The sequence below is a fragment of the Sulfophobococcus zilligii genome (genome assembly GCF_055398255.1).
The window spans coordinates 905949-924704 of the sequence record NZ_AP042406.1 but is presented as its reverse complement, the minus strand read 5'-3'; the positions used below and the strand labels follow the sequence as shown (position 1 = coordinate 924704).

Annotated in this window: 27 protein-coding genes; 22 read left to right on the top strand and 5 right to left on the bottom strand. The window is 39.2% G+C overall.

Translation table 11 applies throughout. From position 1 onward, the window contains the following. Positions 1-2 precede the first annotated feature (2 nt). On the top strand, positions 3-203 hold the full coding sequence (locus ACZ5YP_RS05295) for a DNA-directed RNA polymerase subunit N (RefSeq protein ID WP_464834723.1): 201 nt from the start codon (positions 3-5) through the stop codon (positions 201-203). Between the two features lie 12 nt (positions 204-215). After that, positions 216-839 carry a 30S ribosomal protein S2 gene (gene rpsB / locus ACZ5YP_RS05290; protein WP_464834722.1) on the top strand — a complete coding sequence of 208 codons (624 nt, stop codon included), beginning with the start codon at positions 216-218 and terminating at the stop codon, positions 837-839. Here the strand turns inward: rpsB and ACZ5YP_RS05285 are convergent. Together ACZ5YP_RS05285 and ACZ5YP_RS05280 are read right to left on the bottom strand one after the other, a co-directional pair. Beyond that, positions 832-1470 (bottom strand): IS200/IS605 family accessory protein TnpB-related protein, encoded by a 639-nt coding sequence (locus ACZ5YP_RS05285; RefSeq protein WP_464834721.1) that lies wholly within the window; start codon positions 1468-1470, stop codon positions 832-834. The two genes, rpsB and ACZ5YP_RS05285, sit on opposite strands and share 8 nt — an antisense overlap. Then, the gene (locus tag ACZ5YP_RS05280) at positions 1418-2164 is read right to left on the bottom strand and encodes a nuclease/transposase family protein (protein WP_464834720.1); all 747 of its coding nucleotides are present in this window, start codon (positions 2162-2164) and stop codon (positions 1418-1420) included. Before ACZ5YP_RS05280 ends, ACZ5YP_RS05285 begins: the two co-directional genes overlap by 53 nt. A gap of 545 nt (positions 2165-2709) precedes the next feature. Between ACZ5YP_RS05280 and ACZ5YP_RS05275 the strand changes: the two genes are divergently transcribed. Together ACZ5YP_RS05275 and ACZ5YP_RS05270 are read left to right on the top strand one after the other, a co-directional pair. Then, positions 2710-2853 (top strand): hypothetical protein, encoded by a 144-nt coding sequence (locus ACZ5YP_RS05275; protein ID WP_464834719.1) that lies wholly within the window; start codon positions 2710-2712, stop codon positions 2851-2853. After that, the gene (locus tag ACZ5YP_RS05270; protein WP_464834718.1) at positions 2850-2981 is read left to right on the top strand and encodes a hypothetical protein; all 132 of its coding nucleotides are present in this window, start codon (positions 2850-2852) and stop codon (positions 2979-2981) included. Before ACZ5YP_RS05275 ends, ACZ5YP_RS05270 begins: the two co-directional genes overlap by 4 nt. A gap of 229 nt (positions 2982-3210) precedes the next feature. On the opposite strand, the gene ACZ5YP_RS05265 is transcribed toward ACZ5YP_RS05270, so the two are convergent. Further along, positions 3211-4173, bottom strand: coding sequence for a DNA methyltransferase (locus ACZ5YP_RS05265; protein ID WP_464835960.1), 963 nt, complete (start codon positions 4171-4173; stop codon positions 3211-3213). A 203-nt stretch (positions 4174-4376) separates the two neighbouring features. Between ACZ5YP_RS05265 and amrB the strand changes: the two genes are divergently transcribed. From amrB to rpl7ae, 5 genes are all read left to right on the top strand, one after another. Then, a complete protein-coding gene (gene amrB / locus ACZ5YP_RS05260) occupies positions 4377-5231 on the top strand; it encodes an AmmeMemoRadiSam system protein B (RefSeq protein WP_464835959.1) in 855 nt (284 codons plus the stop codon). Between the two features lie 46 nt (positions 5232-5277). Continuing rightward, complete coding sequence (fni, locus tag ACZ5YP_RS05255) at positions 5278-6399, top strand: type 2 isopentenyl-diphosphate Delta-isomerase (RefSeq protein WP_464834717.1); 1122 nt, start codon at positions 5278-5280, stop codon at positions 6397-6399. A gap of 4 nt (positions 6400-6403) precedes the next feature. After that, the gene (locus tag ACZ5YP_RS05250; protein WP_464834716.1) at positions 6404-6910 is read left to right on the top strand and encodes a DUF2118 domain-containing protein; all 507 of its coding nucleotides are present in this window, start codon (positions 6404-6406) and stop codon (positions 6908-6910) included. Further along, positions 6873-8630 carry a glutamate--tRNA ligase gene (locus ACZ5YP_RS05245; RefSeq protein ID WP_464834715.1) on the top strand — a complete coding sequence of 586 codons (1758 nt, stop codon included), beginning with the start codon at positions 6873-6875 and terminating at the stop codon, positions 8628-8630. Before ACZ5YP_RS05250 ends, ACZ5YP_RS05245 begins: the two co-directional genes overlap by 38 nt. 74 nt (positions 8631-8704) lie before the next feature. Then, positions 8705-9091, top strand: a complete 387-nt coding sequence (rpl7ae, locus tag ACZ5YP_RS05240) for a 50S ribosomal protein L7Ae (protein ID WP_464834714.1) — start codon at positions 8705-8707, stop codon at positions 9089-9091. Positions 9092-9204: 113 nt separating this feature from the next. Here rpl7ae and ACZ5YP_RS05235 read toward each other — a convergent pair whose 3' ends face one another. Continuing rightward, positions 9205-9444, bottom strand: coding sequence for a 30S ribosomal protein S28e (locus ACZ5YP_RS05235; RefSeq protein ID WP_464835958.1), 240 nt, complete (start codon positions 9442-9444; stop codon positions 9205-9207). A gap of 127 nt (positions 9445-9571) precedes the next feature. Here ACZ5YP_RS05235 and ACZ5YP_RS05230 point away from each other — a divergent pair, with 127 nt between their 5' ends. After that, positions 9572-9757 (top strand): 50S ribosomal protein L24e, encoded by a 186-nt coding sequence (locus ACZ5YP_RS05230; protein WP_464834713.1) that lies wholly within the window; start codon positions 9572-9574, stop codon positions 9755-9757. A 6-nt stretch (positions 9758-9763) separates the two neighbouring features. On the opposite strand, the gene infB is transcribed toward ACZ5YP_RS05230, so the two are convergent. Continuing rightward, entirely contained in the window at positions 9764-11581 is a 1818-nt protein-coding gene (infB, locus tag ACZ5YP_RS05225; protein ID WP_464834712.1) for a translation initiation factor IF-2, read from the bottom strand. Between the two features lie 84 nt (positions 11582-11665). On the opposite strand from infB, the gene ACZ5YP_RS05220 reads away from it, so the two are divergent. From ACZ5YP_RS05220 to ACZ5YP_RS05165, 12 genes are all read left to right on the top strand, one after another. After that, positions 11666-12316 carry a 30S ribosomal protein S6e gene (locus ACZ5YP_RS05220; RefSeq protein WP_464834711.1) on the top strand — a complete coding sequence of 217 codons (651 nt, stop codon included), beginning with the start codon at positions 11666-11668 and terminating at the stop codon, positions 12314-12316. 15 nt (positions 12317-12331) lie between these two features. Next, a complete protein-coding gene (locus tag ACZ5YP_RS05215; protein ID WP_464834710.1) occupies positions 12332-13588 on the top strand; it encodes a translation initiation factor IF-2 subunit gamma in 1257 nt (418 codons plus the stop codon). Further along, the gene (locus ACZ5YP_RS05210) at positions 13581-13991 is read left to right on the top strand and encodes a type II toxin-antitoxin system VapC family toxin (RefSeq protein ID WP_464834709.1); all 411 of its coding nucleotides are present in this window, start codon (positions 13581-13583) and stop codon (positions 13989-13991) included. Before ACZ5YP_RS05215 ends, ACZ5YP_RS05210 begins: the two co-directional genes overlap by 8 nt. A 64-nt stretch (positions 13992-14055) precedes the next feature. Further along, positions 14056-14634, top strand: a complete 579-nt coding sequence (locus tag ACZ5YP_RS05205; RefSeq protein WP_464834708.1) for a DNA-directed RNA polymerase — start codon at positions 14056-14058, stop codon at positions 14632-14634. Then, positions 14631-14843 carry a transcription elongation factor subunit Spt4 gene (gene spt4, locus ACZ5YP_RS05200; RefSeq protein ID WP_464834707.1) on the top strand — a complete coding sequence of 71 codons (213 nt, stop codon included), beginning with the start codon at positions 14631-14633 and terminating at the stop codon, positions 14841-14843. The genes ACZ5YP_RS05205 and spt4 overlap by 4 nt, the downstream gene beginning before the upstream one ends. Then, positions 14824-15312, top strand: a complete 489-nt coding sequence (locus ACZ5YP_RS05195) for a DUF359 domain-containing protein (protein WP_464834706.1) — start codon at positions 14824-14826, stop codon at positions 15310-15312. Before spt4 ends, ACZ5YP_RS05195 begins: the two co-directional genes overlap by 20 nt. 19 nt (positions 15313-15331) lie before the next feature. Continuing rightward, a complete protein-coding gene (locus ACZ5YP_RS05190) occupies positions 15332-15667 on the top strand; it encodes a 30S ribosomal protein S24e (protein ID WP_464834705.1) in 336 nt (111 codons plus the stop codon). A 10-nt stretch (positions 15668-15677) separates the two neighbouring features. After that, on the top strand, positions 15678-15848 hold the full coding sequence (locus ACZ5YP_RS05185) for a 30S ribosomal protein S27ae (protein ID WP_464834704.1): 171 nt from the start codon (positions 15678-15680) through the stop codon (positions 15846-15848). Positions 15849-15862: 14 nt separating this feature from the next. Continuing rightward, the gene (gene kae1 / locus ACZ5YP_RS05180) at positions 15863-16936 is read left to right on the top strand and encodes a KEOPS complex N(6)-L-threonylcarbamoyladenine synthase Kae1 (RefSeq protein ID WP_464834703.1); all 1074 of its coding nucleotides are present in this window, start codon (positions 15863-15865) and stop codon (positions 16934-16936) included. Then, positions 16924-17610, top strand: coding sequence for a Kae1-associated kinase Bud32 (locus tag ACZ5YP_RS05175; RefSeq protein ID WP_464834702.1), 687 nt, complete (start codon positions 16924-16926; stop codon positions 17608-17610). The genes kae1 and ACZ5YP_RS05175 overlap by 13 nt, the downstream gene beginning before the upstream one ends. Beyond that, positions 17603-18172 carry an XTP/dITP diphosphatase gene (locus tag ACZ5YP_RS05170; protein WP_464834701.1) on the top strand — a complete coding sequence of 190 codons (570 nt, stop codon included), beginning with the start codon at positions 17603-17605 and terminating at the stop codon, positions 18170-18172. Before ACZ5YP_RS05175 ends, ACZ5YP_RS05170 begins: the two co-directional genes overlap by 8 nt. Before the next feature lie 89 nt (positions 18173-18261). Beyond that, complete coding sequence (locus ACZ5YP_RS05165) at positions 18262-18747, top strand: 30S ribosomal protein S15 (RefSeq protein WP_464834700.1); 486 nt, start codon at positions 18262-18264, stop codon at positions 18745-18747. Positions 18748-18756 lie beyond the last annotated feature (9 nt).

Genomic DNA, 18756 nt, shown 5'->3' with positions numbered 1-18756 from the left:
GCGTGCTTTTCCCCGTTAGATGTTTTACATGTGGAAAACCCATTGGACACTTATGGGAGGAGTATATTAAACGCGTTAAACAAGGTGAACACCCAGCTAAAGTACTCGATGACCTGGGAGTTAAAAGGTATTGTTGTAGAAGAATGTTTTTATCCCATGTTGAAATAGCAGATGAAATACTCCACTTCCCCAAAGTGTCTTAAGAGGTGTTGTAAATGCCCGAGGAGATAAAACCACCTATTACAGTAGAACTCCTCATTCCAATAGAAAAATACCTACAAGCAGGAGTACACATCGGTACACATATATGTACAAAGTTTGCAGAGCCATTTGTATACAGAATAAGATCTGATGGCGTCTACATACTAGACGTTAGAAAAATAGATGAAAGATTGAGAATAGCAGGAAAATTCCTAGCATCATTTGAACCGACAAAAATAGCAGTTGTATCAGTACGCCTCTATGGTAGAAGACCAGTAGAAAAAATGTGCAAGTATCTCCAATGCAAGCCATTTACTGGTAGATTCCTACCAGGAACATTTACTAATCCATCACTAAAATGGTATTTCGAACCAGAAGTAGTAGTATTAACAGATCCAAGAGCCGACTCACAAGCACTCAAAGAAGCAGCCGAAATAGGCATACCAGTAGTAAGCTTCATAGACACAGACAACAAAACAGAATTCGTTGACCTTGCAATACCAGGCAACAACAAGGGTAGAAAGAGCCTCGCCCTACTATACTGGATACTCACAAGACAAATACTAAGAGAACGCGGAATGATACCACCAGACGCCGACCTACCAGAACAACCATCAGAATTCGAAACCCCTATATAACAATTAAATTTTTACATTCAACCGTTTGTCCCTTGATGCTTGTTGATATGGGTTTATGATTGTTCATTGCATCAAGGGGCTTCCACCTCGCCCACAGGGCTTTAGAGACCGCTGTGGGGTCATGGGCGGCCTTCGTCCCGAACGGCACGCGGGACACATCTACGATTATCCCCGCAGGGCTTGGAGCGTTGCTCCCATCGCCCCGCAGGGCTCTGAAAAATAGATTCCAGCAGGCAACCACGTCTCTATGCCACAGCTCGCCGCCAATACTACACTTGCCTATTCGAGAGCCATTATTGTAAACAATATGTGCTTTGTGTATTGGACATACTTTAGAGGTGTTCTTTGGATTTACATAGATTACTGGCACGCCGTATTCTCCTGCTTTTTCCTCGATTGCCTTTTGGATTCCTCTGAATGATGCCTGGTATATCCTGTGTCTTAATTGATCGTCTTTGATTCTCTTAATCATGTTTTCAGCTGGCTTCTTACCAAGCTTTTCGAGTACGATAGCATATTGCTTCTCACAGGCAATTCTAACAATAATATTCGCCAGCTTCCACTTTACGTCTTGTTTCCTATTTCTCTCTGAGTTTTCTAAGTATCTTTCTCTTAGTTCTGGATTTAACACCGTAGAGTTTGTCGTATTTCTCCTGTATTCTCTTTCTACGATAATAATATCCCAGCACAAGCTTCTCCATATTTGTCTCGAAGAGATAAGCTACACCGTCAACCAGTACAGCAACACTATTCTCATTAACATCAACTGGTAAATAACCCCTAGGTTTATATTCCTCTACACCCCTCTTGAAAACCAAGTAAATGATTAACCACCGGTTTCTCTTGTCGAGTTTTATCTTGGCTTCAGATGCTAGCTTCCAACCCCTATTGAGATACCTCCAGTACCATTTATGTGGCTCGAATCCTACTGTTATCCATCCCTTGTGAGTGGCAATACTAATAGAGGTTAATCCGCTGGGTTTCCACAAGTGGTCGTCTAGCCAAATACTGATACTCCTGACTTCTGGGTATTCTCTACTTGTTAAACCCTGCTTTTTCAATTTCAGGAAGCTCTTAGCCCTCGTGGAAGCGTCTTGGCAAGCCGTGTAAACATAGTGGCTTGGTAGTTGGGGATACTGGTTTCTCAATTCACGATACTTTAATGCCTTGAGTCTTGTGAAGCTGGTAACATTGTTTCTAACAGCGTACATAACTAGCTGTTCAACCATGTTGCGATACATACCCTCTAATTCAACGAAGACACTGAATACCTTTCTAGGTAGTTGAATGCTCCTGGCGACAACTGTTCTGGTTACACTGGGCAATCTCTCGGGGCCCTCTCCACGTGCTACTCTATGATTGTTACTGTGACGAGCACTCGTCTACCCAGTAGCTGCCTCCTCAACGCCTTTGGAACAACAATTATCGCCTTATCACCCATCTTTGAAACTTTAACGGGGCCGAACGATAATTGTTGATACATTTGACTCATTGAGTATATCACCATACATCCTCTTGGTATAACCCCCTATAAACCTTTACCACAGCGTCAAAAACACATAAAACAAGCAGAAACGAGTAGAAGAATTCTACACAACCAACAACAATAAACAAAATAAAAACCTATAAACAAAACAACCACTAATCAAAAATAAAGCAGCCTTCCTACCCTCTTGAAACCCATTACTACCATTGTCATTCACAAGTCCTTCTCCATCAAGGTATTCCCAGTTCAATTATAGACCATGAATAATAAGAGCTTAGAGAAAACATCGAAGAATCTAAAATCAACACAGCTCTATTTATAAACCACACAGTAATCACTACATCAACCTAAACATGCATGTCTACGTAATACTTGGTGATACACTTGTCTTTTGTGAACAAGGAATCAATTCAAAATAGAGTATATGATGCTAGGAGTATTGAAATCCCGAGAAAAGTACTGGGTTGTAGACTACCTGATCCCAAAGACACCAGAGGCCTTCTAGACGAGCTACTTGGAATTATATGAGTTCTAGATTGATCCTCGTTGAAGACTTCAACAACTACAAGTTATTCATTAAAGTCCCTGGTAGTAAAACAGCCTATATGATTTCCTGGTATGGTATGCCAAGTTTAATTCTAAAGGGGAACTCGTAGAATGCAAAGTTTCAACTCACGGCGATCTCGTAAATGGTATATGGGTCTTAAGAGTGGAAATAAAGTTGTTAACAATTGCTTAATCTAGCTACATTGAAATGGATCTCTTTACAAGAGGATGTAAGTTATCCTCCACCAAATATTTAGGTTTTAAATACGTATTAGCTGTATATGCTTTACTAGAGTGTGGCTTTACACTTGGAGAGGCCGAGAAAATAATTAGATTTCGCTAGGTTTTTACTAGCATACTATACTTGTATTTCTCTTTATTTTCGTCTTTCAATGGCTTTCTAAATATGTAGAGTTTTTCGTGTTCTATTAGTAGAAAGTCTCTCTCGCTTATTTTCCTCCATACTTCCCTCGTAGTCTTCGTTTTATGTTGTATCTTGATGACTTCCTCCTTGAGTATAAATCCTTCTTCAAGGAAAACACGTAGTACGTAGTGTGATATTGGAACGTAGTGCTTGTGGATCCTGGTGTCGCTAATGAGTATTGCACAATACCTTCCCGGTTTAAGCACTCTATAGAATTCTCTTGCACACATACGCGTCCATTCAAGGTATTCTTCGAGGCTTTTTGCTCTTGATAAATCTCCTTCTCGGTAGTCTCCACTACTATACTCTATGATGTTGAAGTAGGGTGGGTGAGTTGCAACCAAGTCAATGCTTTCATCGCTAATTAAATCTAGTTTCCTAGCGTCGCCGTGGTATATCTTAAACCATGATTTTTTTATCTCTTCTACTCCGGTTCCAGTAACCCCTAGAAACTCTATGAGAGACTTTCTTTCCTCGAGGTATTTGTTTAAATAGTAGAGTCTGTGAAGTGTGAGTATTACGGCATTGTAGTTTATATCTACTCCAATACAGTTTCTACCGAGTAGCTTGGCTTCTATACATGTTGTTCCACTGCCAATCATAGGGTCTAAGACGATATCACCGGGTTTAGTATACATCAACATGAGTGCTCTTGGTATCTGTGGAGCCCAGTTCCCTCTGTAATCACCTTTATGTGTAGCCCATGAGCCCCTCTTCGGGAAACTCCAAACAGTAGTAGATACATCCGTCAATTCCTCGCTAGCAGGGTGTAATCTAGTGATATCTATTGGTTTAAGCTCTATAACCTGGTCTTCAATAACCATCCTATTATTGTTTTTAACGAACTCGAGATACTCTTCAAGCAACACTTCACGCATTTGAATACCCATATCTAGCAGTCCTCTATACAAAAACCTTATTACACATCTTTAAAAATAAAATCCAGTAAAAACACATTGACGTTGCAAATCGAGCTATCCCACAGTAACTATTAGCTACTAGTGTCGAGAAATCACAGTCGAAGAGTACACCTAGAATTAATTAAAGCTTAATCCATAATTAAAAACGGTGTGTAAACTTGGTGAAAATACGTAGGCCAGTCGTAGCAGGCTATTTCTACCCTAGAGATAGAGCTAGACTAGTTGAGTCAATTGAATGGTCTTTTAAACACAAACTAGGACCCGGTACACTACCACAAGTAGCACAGGAAAGGAGAAAAAATGTTATTGGATATGTTGTTCCACACGCCGGCTACATGTATAGTGGGCCTATTGCTACACATGTTTTCCACGACATGGCGGGATATGGTGTTCCAGAGACAATAATCATTATTGGTACAAACCACACGGGTTTAGGTGCACCTATCTCAGTATACCCTGGTGGTTTATGGGAGACGCCTCTTGGAGCTCTCGAAGTGGATAGTGAACTTGGAAAACTAGTTGTAGAATACTCCGATCTAGCCGATTTAGACGTATATGCACACATTGAAGAACACTCTGTAGAAGTTCAACTACCATTTATTCAATACGTATTCAAAGACAAAGTAAAAATACTGCCGATAGTCATGGGAGTTCACACACCCGAAGCAGCTAGAGAACTAGCTAGAGCTATTCTAGAAGCTGTAAAAACACTGAAGAGAGATATTGTAGTCCTCGCTAGTAGCGACTTCAACCACTATGAACCGCACGATATCACAGTGAAAAAAGACATGGATGCCATTGAGAAGATACTTGCTTTAGACACAGAGGGATTCTACGAGACAATGATAAATGAATATATTAGTATCTGCGGTCCCGGCGGGATAATGACATTGATAGAACTATCTAAATCAATCGGTGGTAAAGCAACACTATTAAAACACGCCACTAGTGGAGACATCTCAGGCGATAAATCAGCTGTTGTTGGCTATGCAAGTATAAAATTCCACCTTGACTAATCTATTTTTTACTCTTCTACACCGTAGATAAAACGGTGCTTATTTAATGAGTGATGCAAAACGCAAACTAGAACACATAGAAATCAGTTTAAGAGAAGATGTTGTCTATACTGGTGAGTGCCGAGAACTATATAGTGAAATAGTGTTAATTCACCAAGCACTACCAGGTATTTCATTAAACAACGTGGATATTTCAACGAGATTTCTCGGCTATGAATTAAACGCCCCTATAGTTATTGAAGCAATGACTGGAGGCCACCCATCGCTAAAACCAATAAATGAAAAACTCGCACTACTCGCAAGAGAATACAAACTAGCAATAGGTGTTGGTAGCCAGAGACCAATATTAAAGTACAAGTTTAACCAGGAAGTCATTGATTCCTATCGAGTAGTAAGAGAAATAGCAAGCGACACTCCCGTTATTGGAAATCTCGGCATAGCGCAACTACATGAAACCAGTATTGACGAAATAAAGAAGCTTGTAGACGTAATCAACGCTGATGCACTTGCAATACACTTAAACCCCGCCCAGGAAGTAATTCAGCCAGAGGGAGATATAGACTTCTCGGAAGTACTTCTCTCCAAGATAGCTGTTTTGACTAGAGAACTCGGAGTTCCAATAATTATCAAAGAAGTGGGCAATGGATTATCAATGGAGGTTGTTTCAAAATTTAAAGCTATAGGAGTTAAATTCTTCGACGTAGCCGGTGCTTGTGGAACAAACTGGATTATGATTGAAGCACTTAGAAACCCTGAAGACTCAATAACTAGAGCTCTCGGAGTAAACCTCTTGAGTGTAAAATGGGGTATACCAACACCACTATCACTTATAGAAACACGCCATGTAGCACCAGAAGCCACGGTAATAGCGAGCGGTGGAGTTTGGAGCGGTATCAACGCGTGTAAAATGATTGCTCTTGGTGGAGACCTCGTAGGACTAGCACGACCACTCCTCAAAGCTCTAATAGAGAAAGGCTATGAAGGCATGAAGAAGTATATGGAGCTATACATTAAAGAACTTAAAACAACAATGTTTCTCACCGGCGCAACCAGTATAAAAGAACTTAGAAAGAAACCAATAGTATTAGGCCCCACGATAAGAAACTATCTTGAACAACGTGGAATAAATGTAAATAACTACCTTTCCAATACGAGGATTAGAGAGTGATACATTGAGTGAAAACTACGTATTCTATGAAGTATACGTTGAAGGCGTTGAAGGACCAAGATATCTATGTGTAAAAAACGACGAGTCTATTATAACATCAAATCCAGCTAGTATTGAATCATGTAGTAAAATACTCGGTTTAATCCCCTATGAAAGAGTAATCGACTACATAGACCTACTCGAAGGACGAACCAAGAAAACACTTGGAGTACTAATAGAAGACCCATCAACCGGGATTTATAGAGGTTTTCTACTAGGTGAAAACACTCCTATATGTCTACAAGAAGTACAAGGAAGTTACATTTTTATACAGTCAAAAGAAGGTTTTAGTGTAAAACCCGGTGATTTACTCGGCTATACAGTTTCAGATAAATTAGAAACTAGAAAAATAAAGTCTAATTGTGAAGGATTAATTGTTTTTATTATAGACCAGCCATGGGAAGAACCAAGAAAAACATTGGTGGTGGTTGCAAGTGAGTATAGATCAATCACTGCTAGAAAAAATCCGTGAAGTAACATATAAACACGCATTAATAAACGCTGTTAAACACGGAGGTAAAGCCGATTTAAAAGCTGTTGTTTCAAAAATAGCTGCTGAACTACCAGAAGCACGTAGAAATCTCAGAGACTACATGGAGTATATTAAATCCATTGTTGAAGAAGTAAACAAGTTGACGCTCGAAGAGCAATTAAAAATAGTTTCTACAAACTGGCCTGAAGCACTCGAAGAGAAAACACAAGAGTTTAAAAAAGAACTACCACCATTACCAAACGCTATAGAAGGCAAAGTAGTTACAAGACTAGCTCCAAACCCAGATTTCTCACTCCACCTTGGTAATGCAAGACCAGCACTTTTAAACTACTGGTATGCCGTAGCGTATAGGGGTAAAATGATCCTGAGATTTGAAGACACAGATCCAAGGTTAAAAGCACCATATCCAGACACCTATATAGCAATCAAAAGAGATTTAAAGTGGCTTGGAGTCTCTTGGAGTGAAGAATACATTCAAAGCCTTAGACTACCAATATTCTACCAGGTAGCACGAGAACTCATAGAGCGTGGAGGAGCATATGTAGACCTATGTGACGACAAGACGTTTAAAACATATAGAAACCAAGGAAAGGCCTGTCCACACAGAGATAGAAGCCCAGAAGAAAACCTCGAAGAATTCGATAAAATGCTCGAGGGTAGATATAGCGAGGGAGAAGCAGTTGTCAGAGTTAAAACAGACCTGCAACACCCAGATATTAGTGTTAGAGACTGGGTAGCCTTTAGAATAATAGATACTACTAAAACACCCCACCCGGTAACCGGCGAGAAATACATTGTCTGGCCTACATACAATTTCGCTGCTGCTGTCGACGACCACTTAATGGGAGTAACACATATACTACGAGCCAAGGAACACATTACAAATACAGTAAAACAGAAATACCTCTACGACCACATGGGTTGGAAATACCCAGAGACAATACATTTTGGTAGATTATCACTAGAAGGCGTTATTCTAAGCAAATCCAAAACAAAGAAGTTGATTACAGAAAAGGGTTTAACATCATACGCGGATCCAAGACTAGGCACTATTCAGGGACTACGAAGACGTGGAATACAAAGAGAAACCATTTGGCGGGTAATAAAAGATGTTGGAGTAAAAGGAATCGACGCAAAAATAAGCCTTGTCAACTTATACGCTATTAATAGAACAATAGTGGACCCAATAGCCAATAGATACATGGCTGTTAAAAACCCCGTGCCAGTGGTATTAAAGGGTATAAGAGACGAAATTAAAGCTCATATCCCCATACACCCATCTAAAAAAGAAACATACACCTATACAATAACAGATGAAACAAAGATATTGTTGTCCAGCGAAGACCTTGCATTAGTTAAAAACAATGTATTTAGACTACTTGGAATGGCTAACTTCGTAATAAAGAACATTGAAGAAGTAAATGGTAAACCATATTATGTAGCTGAATTCCACAGTCTAGAACACGACATTGTAAAAAAGACAAACGCCCCAATTATTCAATGGGTTAGCGAAGACGAGTATGTAAAAGCCATAATGCTAAAACCAAAAGGCATGGAGCTCATTGAAGAAGAATTGTTTGTCGAGAAAAGAGTAATGAGCGAAAAAATAGACTCTATAATACAACTCTACAGACTTGGATTTGCAAGAGTAGACAGTAAACTCGAAAACAAAATCACATTGATTTTTACACACGACTAGCAAAACCAAATCTATAAAAGCCTCTAAGTAGTCTTTTAGGAAATGACCGGGACGATACCCGGAGGAGGATGACCATGTCCAAACCATTTTATGTAAAATTCGAGGTACCACAAGAACTAGCAGAAAAAACATATGAAGCAATAAAGAAAGCAAGAGAAACAGGTGGAAAAGTAAAGAAGGGAACAAATGAAACAACAAAAGCTGTTGAAAGAGGACTTGCCAAACTCGTAGTTATAGCTACAGACGTAGACCCACCAGAAATAGTTGCACACCTACCAGTTCTATGCGATGAAAAGAAAATACCATATACATACGTACCAAGCAAGAAGAGGCTAGGTGAAGCAGCTGGAATCGAAGTAGCAGCAGCATCTGTAGCTATTATTGACGCTGGCGGTGCAAAAGACCTAGTTGACGAAATCATCAAGAAAGTACAGGAAATTAGAGCAAAGAGCGGCGTCTAGAGGGTGTAAATACTCTACAGGAAACAATATTGTGTTTTTAATTCTTTTTCAATAAAAACATTTTTCTTGAACAGTAAGTTCTCTAATGGTTTTAATAGTAAAAAGTAGTGGATTTATCTCTTTGTTGTTAGTTTGCGTGCTTCTCTCTCTGTCTCTCTTAGTATTACAATATCTCCGATTCTAACAGGTCCTTTAATGTTTCTCGTAATTACTCTACCTTTATCTCTACCCTCTAATACTCTCACTCTAACTTGTGTTATTTCGCCTGTTACTCCTGTTCTACCGAGTATTTGTATAACCTCCGCTGGGAATCCTATTTCTTCGACTATGTTTACTTTTGGTGGTTCAAACACTACTTTCTCTACTCTACCAGTGTTTTCACTCAAATCTAGCACCCTTAAGCACTCAATGTGTGAAAAATAATTTTTAAGGCTTTTAAAATTGTAGAGTTAGGTTTGACTAGGGAAAAAGGGTGTGTTTATGCCGAGAACATCAAATTGTACATTTTGTGGTAACCCAATAGAACCAGGAACTGGACTAATGTATGTGCTAAACGATGGAACAATATTGTGGTTTTGCAGTAGAAAGTGTTTTACAAGCTATAAGTTAAAGAGAGACCCGAGAAAACTAAAGTGGACGAAGAAGTACGGACAGGAGACAAAGTAAATTGTTTTATTGTGTTTGTTGAAAGACAAAGCCGTAGAGTGGATCAGTCTTTCTCTTTATTTTAATTATTTCTTCGAGAACGCTTTTTTCATCGTCTCTTAGCTCGCTCTTGTATCTTGTCAACCATACAACAACGTGTTCTTTTGGTATATCAGTGTAGAGTACGTCTCCCTCATCGATTTGTCTACCAATCATTACCTTGCCCTTGATGCTAATTGCTACTCTTTGACCTATAACTGCTTGTTTCAATACGTTATCTCTATCTCTAATCTGCATTACTACTCCTACTTCTGCACCATCGCTTCTCATTAACGGGTAACCTGGTTTTATTGTTCCACCTAGTACTTCTATACCTACTATTGCTGGGTCACTGCGTCTAAATACATAGCCAGGTAGTATTCTTATTTTACCTGGTCTGACAAGTGATTCTAGTTCTCTTAGTTTTTCTTGTTCTTTGTATTCTCTCAACCACTTCAAGTAGTCTTCGAGTAGCTGGTATATTACGTTGTTAGTAAATACCTTGATGTTTTCTTTTTCTATTAACTCGACTGCCTCACTCAATATCTTAGTGTTAAAGACTAGTATTACACCGTATTCTGGTTTCGACTTCTTAACTACAGCTGCTTCTAGCGCGTCGTTTTTAGATACTGGTCCTACATCTGCTAGTCTAATGGGTATATTTTCTCTCTTTAAAGCTTCAATGAGTGCTTCTAGAGAGCCGAGTGTATCGGCTTTGACAACTACTCCATCACTCTCGCTTTTAACAATGATTTGTTTTACTTCTTCAACAACTAGTTTACCATATTCTTCGGGTTGTTTATCGGGTGGAACAACGTAGAGTGGAGTACCAGCTATTACATCTTCTAGTTCAGGAGCAACTATTTTCACTCCAGCAGCAGCTACTACATAGTCTACTTGGATAAATCTACCTTCATGCATTCTCATATCTTGTAGTGGTCTCGGGAGTAGTAGTGCTCTAACCTTGGTTACTTTGTATCCATTACGGGAAGCAACGACTATTGTATCGTTTTTCCTAATTATTCCATCGTATATAATAGTGTCAAGAGTTGTCCCTAGTCCTGGTTCTTCTCTTACTTCGAGAACAACGCCTTTAGCGGCGTCTTCACTTGTAATTAATTTTTTCTTCATGAATTGCTGTGCTAGTCCCGCTATTAGTGCTAGGAGTTCTGGTACTCCCTCACCTGTTTTAGCCGAGACGGGAACTATTGCTACTGTTCTCCTAAAGTCTTTTACTCGGTCAAATCTCTCAGATTCAAATCCAAACTCGTATAGTTGACCTATAAGCGAGTATATTCTCTCTTCTAGTTTCTCTATTGTTTTTGGTGATTGTTTTTGAATACTCTCGAGAAACGGAGCGTCGGGATTGGGCTTCCACCCTTCAATTCTATCTATTTTATTAGCTGCAACAACAAATGGTACTTTTCTCTCTTTAAGTAGATTGATTGCTTCACGTGTTTGTGGTTTAACCCCCTCTATTATATCTATAACGAGAATAGCCATATCTGCAACACTACCACCACGCCTCCTTAGACTGGCAAATAATTCGTGTCCTGGTGTGTCAATGAAGAGAAGGCCTGGTATTTCGATTTTCAACTTGGGGAAGAATTTGCGGAGTGGTTCGGCTAGTTTTTCTAGTACACTAGCTGGTACTATACTAGCACCAATATGCTGGGTTATTTCTCCTGGTTCTTTTCTCGCTACTGCTGTTCCACGTATTTTATCCAGTAGGGTTGTTTTACCGTGGTCTACGTGTCCTAGAACAGTTATTATTGGCTGTCTAATCCATGTTTTACTAGTACTCAATAATCACCACCTCTTAAAGTGGGAATATATAAACGGCTTAATTAATGATTGATAATTAACCACCGGGCAACTGGTGGTCTATGTATGCCGGATTTCAAAATAGTTATAAACGACCCAGAAGCACCTAAAACAGCTAAAGCTGTAAAAGTAAAAGTTGTTGGAGATGGAGATATACCATTTACCGATAGAATGAAAGACCAATTCGAGCTACCAGTGGCAAAAGTAAACTCAAAACTAGCTAGTGAAATAGCTGCTAAACACGGAGTTGTATTAATAAGAATGAGGCGTCCAGACACAGGAGACAAAGTTAAAATGGTTTGTAAACTCGAAGTAGACGACTCTACACCAGATAACACTGTTAGAGTTAGTCTTGCTAGACTAATAGACTTGACTGGTACACAGGAATTAGATGGAGAAATACTTAGAGCTCCAGCATGGCAAATAAGAATAAACGACGAGAGAACAAACGCATTTATAGGATTGAAAATAGGAGATGAAGTAGCAGGAGAAATCGTTGGATTGAAAAACGTAAAACTAGTAATAACTGGCGGCAGCGACATAGCAGGCTTTCCAATGAGGCCAGATATACCAGGCCCCATTAAGAAACGAGCACTTCTCTCCGGCCCACCAGGATTCCACCCCAGAGAAGACGGTGAAAGAAGAAGAAAAATGGTTAGAGGTAACACTATAGCCCCTGACATCGTACAAATAAATACGAAAATAAAATATCTTTAATAACTAGGTGGTTTTTTGCAGCAAATTAAACCGCCCGAAGTAAACATTGGAATAGTTGGACATGTAGACCATGGTAAAACCACTCTTGTACAAGCACTTACTGGTATCTGGACTGCAAAACACAGCAAGGAATTAGAGCGTGGAATGACTATTTATCTCGGATATGCTGATGGAAATATTGCACTATGTCCTGGTTTAAACCCACCCGATGCCTATACCACCGAGCTCGTCTGTCCAGATGGAAGTGAAGCACAACTACTTAGAAGAGTAAGCTATGTAGATGCACCTGGACACGAAGCATACATGACTACAATGTTAAGTGGTGCAATGATAGTTGACGGCGCTATACTTGTTGTCGCGGCAAACGAGCCCTGTCCACAACCACAAACAGTAGAACACTTAATTGCATTGGAAGTCCTCGGAGTAAAAAACATTATTATAGTACAGAACAAAATAGATGTTGTTTCAAGGGAAAAAGCATTAAAGAACTACCAGGAAATACAAAACTTCATTAAGGGTACAATTGCAGAAAACGCCCCAATAATTCCAGTGAGTGCTCTACACAAAGTAAACATCGATGTCTTACTACAGGCAATACAAGAATTAATTCCAACACCCCAGAGAGATCTCTCAAAAACTCCAATAATGTATGTAGTGAGAAGCTTCGACATTAATAGACCGGGCACCCCCTACAACACGATTCAGGGTGGAGTACTAGGTGGAACACTACTCCAAGGAAGACTCAGAGTTGGACAAGAAATAATGATACTACCAGGAGTAAAAATACCTAGAGAAACAGGTAAAACAAAGACAACTATCTACCAGCCAATTACAACTACAATAGAGGAGATTAGATATGGCGACCTAGCAGTAGAAGAAGCAACTCCAAGTGGACTAGTAGCTATTAGAACAACACTAGACCCGTCTATTACAAAAGCAGATCAACTGGTTGGTTCTGTTGTAACAACACCAGATAATAAAATACCAGTTACAACATCTATAGAAATATCGTATAGAGAACTAGAAAGAGTTGTTGGTTTAAAAGGACAGCCACTAAAACTACCCCCACTACAAGTAAACGAAAAAGTAATAGTTGCAGTTGGCCCTGCTTCTAGACTAGCAACTATTAAATCAGTTAGAAAAGACCGTGTAGAGCTGAAACTAGAAGAACCCGTTGCAACATGGAAGGGTTCAAGAATAGCTATTGGTAGGAGAGTAATGGCTAGGTGGAGGCTAGCTGGTTGGGGTGTAGTCGAGGATATCTATGAATAGTAATCGTGTAATAGTTGTTTTAGATACAAATATGCTTCTTTTAATGGCTGATGGCGTACCAGTTCTAGACAATATAAAAGAAGCATTGGAAACAGAACCATTATTCATTGTATTAAAACCTGTCTACAACGAACTAGTCAAACTAGCAAGTAGTGGAGGAAATAAACTAAGAAGAAAAGCAAGATTTGCCCTTGAAATAGTTGAAAAATACTGTAAAATCGTGGATTTCGAATTAAAAGAAGGCGAGTCAGTAGACGATGGAATTATCAGGTTTGCACTAGAAAACAAGGCAATAGTTGCAACTAATGATAGAGAATTAAGGAGAAAACTAAGAGCTCTCGGTATACCAGAAGCATACTTGAGAGAAGAAGCTTGGAGAGTCGTAGTTGACTATTATAAATAACCCTGTTTTTATTTATGTATAACGCGTAGTGATTAAACAATGATAGAGATAGGTGCTTTTCAATATGTTTGCTCTTGTTGAAATACAAGACTATGTAAGAATACCACCATCAAAATTCGGTAGACAACTCGAAGAAACAGTAGAAGAAGAGTTAAAAGCGAAATACGAGGGTGCAGTAATATCAATAGAGAGAGGAGAAGAAGAAAAACCGGTACTCGGTATTATAGTAGCAATTACTTCTGCAAACACCGATCCACTAGGTATAATAATACCTGGTGATGGAGCAACCTACCACAAAGTATCATTCAATGCACTAGTATTTACTCCATTTGAAAAAGAAGTTGTTGAAGGACAAGTCGCGTCTGTAACAAGAGCTGGTCTATACGTTAATCTCGGTGTTTTAGACGGCTTTGTTCACATTAACCAAGTAGCCGATGAAAGAGTAGTTTTCGACACAGCGAGGGGTTCACTACTACTAGAAGAAACACGTAGATATGTAGATAAAGGAGACGTTGTAAGAGCAAGAATTTATGTTGTAGGCTTATTCCCTGGCAAGGGTCTGAGAATACACATGACAATGAGGCAACCATGGCTTGGAAAAATGGAATGGATTGAAAAAACACGAGAGGGTAGTCAGAAATGAGCAGTAGGTCTAAGAGTAAACAGTTCAAAGCATGTAGAAACTGTAAAGCACTCGTAGATAGAGAAGTAGAAGTATGCCCTGTATGCAATGGAAGAGAGTTTGTCGAAGAGTGGAGTGGAGTAGTAATAGTAGTAGACCCGGAAAACTCTGAAATAGCGAAAACACTCAAGGTTAATCAGAGAGGTAGATTTGTTGTTAAACTCGAGTAGAGAACTCAAAATTCCAATACTACTTTTACCAAGCGAGTATAGACTAGACCTCTCACTACCACAGGGAAAACTATACGTTCACAAAACACGCGGTGTAATTAAGGGTTTAAAGTCGGATGTAACAGTTGGAGATATAGTATCTGAGAGACACTACTCCAAGTTAAAAATCATTGATTACAAAACCAAGAGAGTACACTCAACACAACTAAACACCGTGTGCGACCAGATTGTTGTAAATCCACCTGGAGGTGTAAGCATTAATAGCTCTACAATTCTAGATGCTCTCAGAGAAGGATATATCTGTGTCAATGGAGAAGAAGACCTACTAGTAATACCTCTCCTGAAGAAAACAGGAGTTAAAATTATATATGGCCAACCAGATATAGGTGTTGTAGAAGTAGAAGGCTCATTGGAAAGGGCTATAAAGGTTTTAAAAATACTTATACCACATTGGCATAATTATGGGTAGATAAAACCCGGTGTTTACAATGAGTAAACAGGTAAAATTATTAGACAAATACAGTGCAGAAGTATTAGAAGAGAGATATAATGGACTAGTTGAGAGAATAGAAGTAAAAATAAGACTTTTACACCTAGGCGAGGGGACACCAAGTAGAGGACTATTGAAAATGGGAATAGCAAAACTATACAATAAAGACCCGTCACTAGTATACATAAGAAAAGTAGAGTCTAAATACGGCTCGCCAGAGAGTATAATTGAAGCACACATTTATAACAGTCAGGAAAGAGCTAAGTTATTTGAACCAGAATACATTATTAAAAGAGATGAGGAGTCTTATAAGAAAGTAGCTGGAGCACAATAGGTGAGATAAAATGCCCTACATTCACAAACTCTACGAAGTAGACTACAAAAACTGGACGATTAAGAGAAAGAATAAAACCTGTCCAAGATGCGGTTCATTCATGGCATTCCACAAGAAGCCAGTTCCAAGATGGCACTGTGGAAAATGCAATTATGTTGAATATGTAAAGCAATTGTTTTAGGAAAGAGTGTACTTATGTCTATTTTCTCGAAAACATATGAATTTACTCCTTCTATTAAACCCGTCAAGGAACCAGTTATAATACTCGGTATTGAATCAACAAGCCATACTTTTGGAGTAGGGGTAGTTGAATACTCTAATAACAGTGTTAAATTCCTAGCTAATATTTCTAGCCAATACAAACCGCAATCCGGGGGAATACATCCAAGAGAGTCGTTTCTACACCACGTCAACAATGCTCCAAGAGTCCTTCAAAAAGCACTTGAAACAGCAAAAATTAATCCAAGTGAAATAGATGCTGTCGCGGTATCTGTAGGGCCTGGATTAGGCCCTTGTTTAAGAGTTGGAGCTAGTCTCGCCCGCTTTATTGCATCCTACTATGGAAAACCAGTTGCACCAGTAAACCATGCTGTTGCACACATAGAGATTGGTAAGCTTGTCAGTGGATTCAAAGACCCTGTTATCGTCTATGTATCGGGAGGCAATACAATGATCCTAGTGCAGAAAAACAAGAAGTATAGAGTTATTGGTGAAACACTAGATATACCGCTAGGCAATCTACTAGATACTTTTGCAAGAGAAATCGGTATTGCACCACCATATGTTGTCGAGGGAAAACACGCGGTTGATATATGTGCAGAGTGGAGTAGTGAATACGTACCACTACCCTACACGGTTAAAGGCTGTGATTTAAGCTTTTCTGGTCTACTTACAGCTACACTTAGATTAATTGGCAACAATAGAGACAGAGAAAACCTGGGTAAAATATGTAGAAGTCTACGTGAAACAGCATTCAACATGCTAGTTGAAGTCACAGAGAGAACACTAATGTTGACAGGTAAAAAGAGTATTCTACTAGTTGGCGGCGTCGCCTCAAATAAAGAACTCCGCTGGAAATTCGAAGTGGTAGCTGAACACTATGGTGCTGAATTCTATGGAACACCACCAGAAGTAGCTGGAGACAACGGGTTAATGATAGCATATAGTGGACTACTACACTTCCTCCACGGCAAGCTTGTAGAGCCAAGCAGGGTTTTCACTAGGCAGAGATATAGATTAGACGAGGAGGAATATCCATGGCTACCATGAATACACAACTAGTAATGCTTTCACGTGGAGCCGAAGCCGAGATCTATCTAGTAGACTTCTTTGGTGTAAAAGCAGTATTAAAAAAGAGAGTGAGTAAGAAGTATAGAGCACCATTATTCGACGAGTTATTTATAAAAACCAGGACGCGTACAGAGGCAAGAGTGCTTTCAGAACTATATCTCTCAGGGTTAAAAGTACCAGGTGTTTTATTTGTCGACGAAGATAAAGGAGTACTCATTTTGGAATACATTGTGGGAGAGCGGGCTACAGAGGTCTTTGAAAAATCTGAATTCGAAAAACTAGTTTCTATTTCGAGAGAAATAGGTAGATTTGCCGGTGTAATGCATAGTCTTAGAATATACCATGGAGACTTTACACTTGCAAATATCATTATAGCCGGCGACAACGTCTACGTAATAGATTTTGGACTAGCTGGATACAGCGACGACATTGAAGAATACGCTATAGACCTACACTTAATGGCTAGAAGCATGCATGCTTCAAAACCCGAATACGCTGAAAAACTCGTCAACGCAATGCTTGAAGAGTATAAATTACACTATAAGGGAGACGCTGAAGAAGTAATTTCGAGAATGAAGGAAATAAGAGTTAGAGGGAGATACGTGGATAGAGAGCTACGTAAGGCCATTATGAGGGAGCGCTATATTGATTAATCTATGCTTTATAACTGGAAACCAACACAAATACCTAGAAGTAAAATCAATTGCTAGTGAATATGGATTAAACATAGAGATGTGTACAGCGCCAAAAATAGAAGTTCAAGCAGATAGTATTGAAGAAGTTGTCTACAAATCAGCAATGTTGGCATACTTCTTCACTGGAAAACCAGTACTCGTAGAAGACGCCGGGTTATTCATAGAAGCACTCAACGGGTTTCCAGGCCCCTATAGTAGCTACGTGTATAAAACAATAGGAATACAGGGAATACTAAAACTACTCGAAGGTGTTGAAAATAGACGTGCTTGTTTTAAATCAGCTGTTGCCGTTGTACTAGAAAACACGATTATAACTAGTACTGGAGAAGTATGTGGTGAAATCTCGAGAGAACCACGTGGCAATCAGGGTTTTGGATTCGACCCGATATTCATACCAAGTGGTGAAACACGGACATTTGGAGAAATGAGTATTCAAGAAAAGAATAGATATAGTCATAGAGCAAAAGCTGTACGGAGTGTTTTCGAAGAAATAGTTTTTAAAACAAATATAAAGCCCTGAATGCAAAGGATTTTAAGTGGAAAAATACAAGCCTCAGATTTATAAGCCTGGTTTATCATTTCAACTGATAATGATTTGGGTGCTTTTCAATGAACAAGAAGCGTGATAAAGGTAAATCACACCCAACAAGACCGGCTAGAGCAGGTCCACCCAGATGGTTAAAACTAGACATGAGTCCAAGCGACATAGAACTACTAGTTGTAGAACTAGCTAAGAGAGGATATACACCATCAATGATTGGCATTATACTAAGAGACCAGTTTGGAATACCACTAGTTAAACAAGTAATTGGCAAGAAAGTAGAAGATATACTAGAAAATCACGGTGTTAAAATCGTTGTTCCAGAAGACTTATTCAACTTAATGAAGAGAGCTGTTAATCTCAGAAGACACTTAGAAGAACACCCCAAAGATACACACAGCCAGCGTGGATTAATAGAGATAGAGTCTAAAATACACAGACTTGTAAAATACTATAAGAGAATTGGTAAACTACCACCAGACTGGAAATACGACCCCGAAGCAGCCAAGTTAATTGTTTCGACGGGTATATACAGGTTCCAAGAAGCAGCTTAATCTATTTTT

Bases quoted from the DNA above. Each gene is read 5' to 3' on its own strand.
- rpsB (WP_464834722.1), top strand. From the start codon at position 216: ATGCCCGAGGAGATAAAACCACCTATTACAGTAGAACTCCTCATTCCA.
- ACZ5YP_RS05270 (WP_464834718.1), top strand. From the start codon at position 2,850: ATGAGTTCTAGATTGATCCTCGTTGAAGACTTCAACAACTACAAGTTA.
- ACZ5YP_RS05265 (WP_464835960.1), bottom strand. From the start codon at position 4,173: ATGCGTGAAGTGTTGCTTGAAGAGTATCTCGAGTTCGTTAAAAACAAT.
- fni (WP_464834717.1), top strand. From the start codon at position 5,278: ATGAGTGATGCAAAACGCAAACTAGAACACATAGAAATCAGTTTAAGA.
- rpl7ae (WP_464834714.1), top strand. From the start codon at position 8,705: ATGTCCAAACCATTTTATGTAAAATTCGAGGTACCACAAGAACTAGCA.
- ACZ5YP_RS05230 (WP_464834713.1), top strand. From the start codon at position 9,572: ATGCCGAGAACATCAAATTGTACATTTTGTGGTAACCCAATAGAACCA.
- ACZ5YP_RS05220 (WP_464834711.1), top strand. From the start codon at position 11,666: ATGCCGGATTTCAAAATAGTTATAAACGACCCAGAAGCACCTAAAACA.
- ACZ5YP_RS05210 (WP_464834709.1), top strand. From the start codon at position 13,581: ATGAATAGTAATCGTGTAATAGTTGTTTTAGATACAAATATGCTTCTT.
- ACZ5YP_RS05205 (WP_464834708.1), top strand. From the start codon at position 14,056: ATGTTTGCTCTTGTTGAAATACAAGACTATGTAAGAATACCACCATCA.
- spt4 (WP_464834707.1), top strand. From the start codon at position 14,631: ATGAGCAGTAGGTCTAAGAGTAAACAGTTCAAAGCATGTAGAAACTGT.
- ACZ5YP_RS05190 (WP_464834705.1), top strand. From the start codon at position 15,332: ATGAGTAAACAGGTAAAATTATTAGACAAATACAGTGCAGAAGTATTA.
- ACZ5YP_RS05185 (WP_464834704.1), top strand. From the start codon at position 15,678: ATGCCCTACATTCACAAACTCTACGAAGTAGACTACAAAAACTGGACG.
- kae1 (WP_464834703.1), top strand. From the start codon at position 15,863: ATGTCTATTTTCTCGAAAACATATGAATTTACTCCTTCTATTAAACCC.
- ACZ5YP_RS05175 (WP_464834702.1), top strand. From the start codon at position 16,924: ATGGCTACCATGAATACACAACTAGTAATGCTTTCACGTGGAGCCGAA.
- ACZ5YP_RS05165 (WP_464834700.1), top strand. From the start codon at position 18,262: ATGAACAAGAAGCGTGATAAAGGTAAATCACACCCAACAAGACCGGCT.